This window comes from uncultured Lamprocystis sp., from assembly GCF_903933125.1.
In the GTDB taxonomy this organism is placed as follows: domain Bacteria; phylum Pseudomonadota; class Gammaproteobacteria; order Chromatiales; family Chromatiaceae; genus Thiodictyon.
Map to the genome: position 1 here is coordinate 1 of NZ_CAIZIZ010000223.1, position 2,707 is coordinate 2,707.

The 2,707-nt window shown below is 61.6% G+C and carries 2 protein-coding genes and 1 pseudogene; all 3 read left to right on the forward strand.

Going from position 1 to position 2,707, the window contains the following annotated elements; genetic code table 11:
* The first annotated feature begins 246 nt into the window (after positions 1-246).
* Positions 247-1,713: a glycosyl hydrolase family 57 gene (locus QZY03_RS11155; RefSeq protein WP_295580990.1), complete on the forward strand. Its 1,467-nt coding sequence runs from the start codon at positions 247-249 to the stop codon at positions 1,711-1,713.
* 407 nt (positions 1,714-2,120) lie between these two features.
* Complete coding sequence (locus tag QZY03_RS11160; protein WP_295580992.1) at positions 2,121-2,501, forward strand: hypothetical protein; 381 nt, start codon at positions 2,121-2,123, stop codon at positions 2,499-2,501.
* Positions 2,480-2,707 (forward strand): annotated as a pseudogene (locus tag QZY03_RS11165) (hypothetical protein); the annotation flags it as partial. The gene QZY03_RS11160 and the pseudogene QZY03_RS11165, both read left to right, overlap by 22 nt.

Below are 2,707 nucleotides of genomic sequence, written 5' to 3' on the forward strand. Positions count from 1 at the left end.
AACTTCTGCGTGCCGCTATCTCCATCGCGGCCGGAGGCCGCTCCCACGGGGACTGTGGATTGTCCTTGGGCCACGGACAGGCTGCCGAAAAAATTTTCCAACCCAAGTGGATCACTGACTGCTCTTTGCTGGACTGATCCAGCCGAACGATAACAACATGATCCCGGACCGAACGCCTGCGGCTGTCGGCTCAGGCCGGTCCTCTGCCCCCCCGGCAGTGCCGGGACCACCAATCAGGAGCCTAAGATGAACCCATTACCCGAGTATGTCGGCGATTTGCCGAATATCTGCGGCCAGGAGCCCTTGGTCGATCAGGTCGTAACTGCCGCACGGGCCAAGCCCCTGTTCGCCAAACACGGCGGCATCGACTTCAGCAAGGTCCGCGCCGCGACGGCCATCGCGCTGCACCAGCATCAGCCGCTGATCCCCGCGGGCGGCGGTGACCTGCGCACCGCCACCCTGATCAGCAATCTCCAATACATGATGGAGAATCAGGGCATCGGGGATAACTACAATGCCGGGGCCTTCGTCTGGTGTTACAAGCGGATGGGCGAGTTTGTGCCGCAGTTGGTGGGCGAGGGCAAGTCACCCCGCTGTATGCTGGAATACTCCGGCACCCTGTTGCACGGGCTGCGCAAGATGGGTGAGAACCACGTTATCGATGCGCTCAAGAACATCACCTGCAACCCGGACTACAACAGTTGCATCGAATGGCTCGGGATGCCCTGGGGTCATGCGGTGGCGCCCTCTACCCCGGTGCAGGATTTCAAGCTGCATGTGCGCGCTTTCCAGCATCATTTCGCCGCCATCTTCGGCTGGGAGGCGCTGGAGCGGATGCGTGGTTTCTCGCCCTCCGAGATGGCGCTGCCCAATCATCCGGATGTCGCCTATGCCTATGTCAAGACGCTGGTCGACTGTGGCTTCCAATGGGTGCTGATCCAGGAACACTCGGTCGTGCAGGTCAGTAACGGCCGCAATCCGGAGCGCCCGCATATCCCGCACCGGTTGGTCTGCACCAATTCCAAGGGTGAGACCGCGAGCATCATCGCCATCATCAAGACGCAGGGTTCGGATACCAAGCTGGTCGCGCAGATGCAGCCCTGGTACGAGGCGCAGAGTCTGTCCCGCGTCGAACTAGCCGGTCACTCGATTCCGCCCCTGGTGACGCAGATTGCCGACGGTGAGAACGGCGGCGTGATGATGAACGAGTTCCCCGGTAAGTTCATGGAGGTGGCGCGCGCGTCCAGCCATGGGGATGTGCCCATGATGAACGCCAGTGAATATCTGGAGCATCTGTTTGCACTGGGTATCAAGGAGTCCGATTTCCCCGCTGTTCAGCCTATCTTCCATGACCGCATCTGGGCGCGCATGAAGCCCGGCGCTGGTCCGGAAGTGCTGGCGAAGGTCATCGCGGACCTGAAGCAGGAAGACGGTCGTTTCCATATGGACGGCGGAAGCTGGACCAACAGCCTGTCCTGGGTGCAGGGCTACGATAACGTGCTCGGGCCCATGGAAGAGGCCAGTGCCTTGTTCTATGAAAAAGTCCTCAAACCCGATACGCCCACCGATGATCCGCGGTACCGCAATGCGCTATTTCATCTGATGGCCTCTCAGACCAGTTGTTACCGCTATTGGGGTCAGGGTCTGTGGACCGACTATGGCCGCGAGATCTGTCAGCGGGTGAAGGATATCATCCATTACGATTTCGAGTAGCTTTGGCGGCGGGGGCCTTGATCATCGTTCCGGCCAGACCTTCCGCCGAGGATCTGTGGCGGAAATTTAGTCCACAGATGTTCACAGATGAACACAGATGTTTTTCTTCATCTGTGAACATCTGTGACATCTGTGGATCAATCCGCGTGCTCGCTTTGGCCGGAACGGCGACCATGGTCCCGCCAGGCCTTGGTCATAAACCCAGCCATCTCGCGCTCTGCGCGGTCCTCGGTTCGCACTACAGATCACGACCTTGCAGTGCTGCTACAGGCATTCCATAACGGAGGCCTTGATCATAAATCCGGCCAAGACCCAGTCTAGGGCTTGGTTAAGCGCCTGCGGGGGAGTGGCAGGATCCGCGAAATTGCGTACCCTTGGCAGTGCAAACCAACCGAGGGGAACGGAACATGATCGAAGATCCTGCCGGGCTCGACTGTAGCGCAGACACGGGGGTCGATGCCATCGGGCGCGACCCGACGAGCGGCCCGCGGGTGGTCGTGAAGCACCGCTCGCGCCTGGAGCGAGCGCAACAGCGGGAGGCCGCCAACGCGCGCTTGGCGCGGGGGCAACCCCAACGGCATGTCGCCGCGGACCTTGGGGTGGCCCGCAGCACCTTGCAGGACTGGTGTCAGCCGACCCCGGTCGGCGCGGCCCCGGCGGTCTTGGCAGCGTTCGTGACGACCCCCGAGGGTGTCCAGTGGCTGCACCAGCTCGTGGTGGCGGCGCACCTTGTCATCACGCTGCAAGGCGGTGCCGGGTGCGGCTGGTGTGCCAATTCCTGGAGTTGAGTGGGCTGTCGGCGTTCGTCGGTGCGAGTTACGGGACCCAACAGGCGCTCAATGTCGCCTTGGAGGCAGCGGTGGTCGCCACGGCGCGTGAGCAACGGGCGCTGCTGGCGGCGGGCATGCCGCACCGCGCGATCACGGCGGCGGAGGATGAGACCTTTCATCCGCAAATTTTGTTGGTCATGCTGGAGCCGGTATCGAATTTTCTG

What these genes read in the sequence shown, in the direction of transcription:
- QZY03_RS11155 (WP_295580990.1), top strand. Translation starts at nt 247, where the DNA reads ATGAACCCATTACCCGAGTATGTCGGCGATTTGCCGAATATCTGCGGC.
- QZY03_RS11160 (WP_295580992.1), top strand. Translation starts at nt 2,121, where the DNA reads ATGATCGAAGATCCTGCCGGGCTCGACTGTAGCGCAGACACGGGGGTC.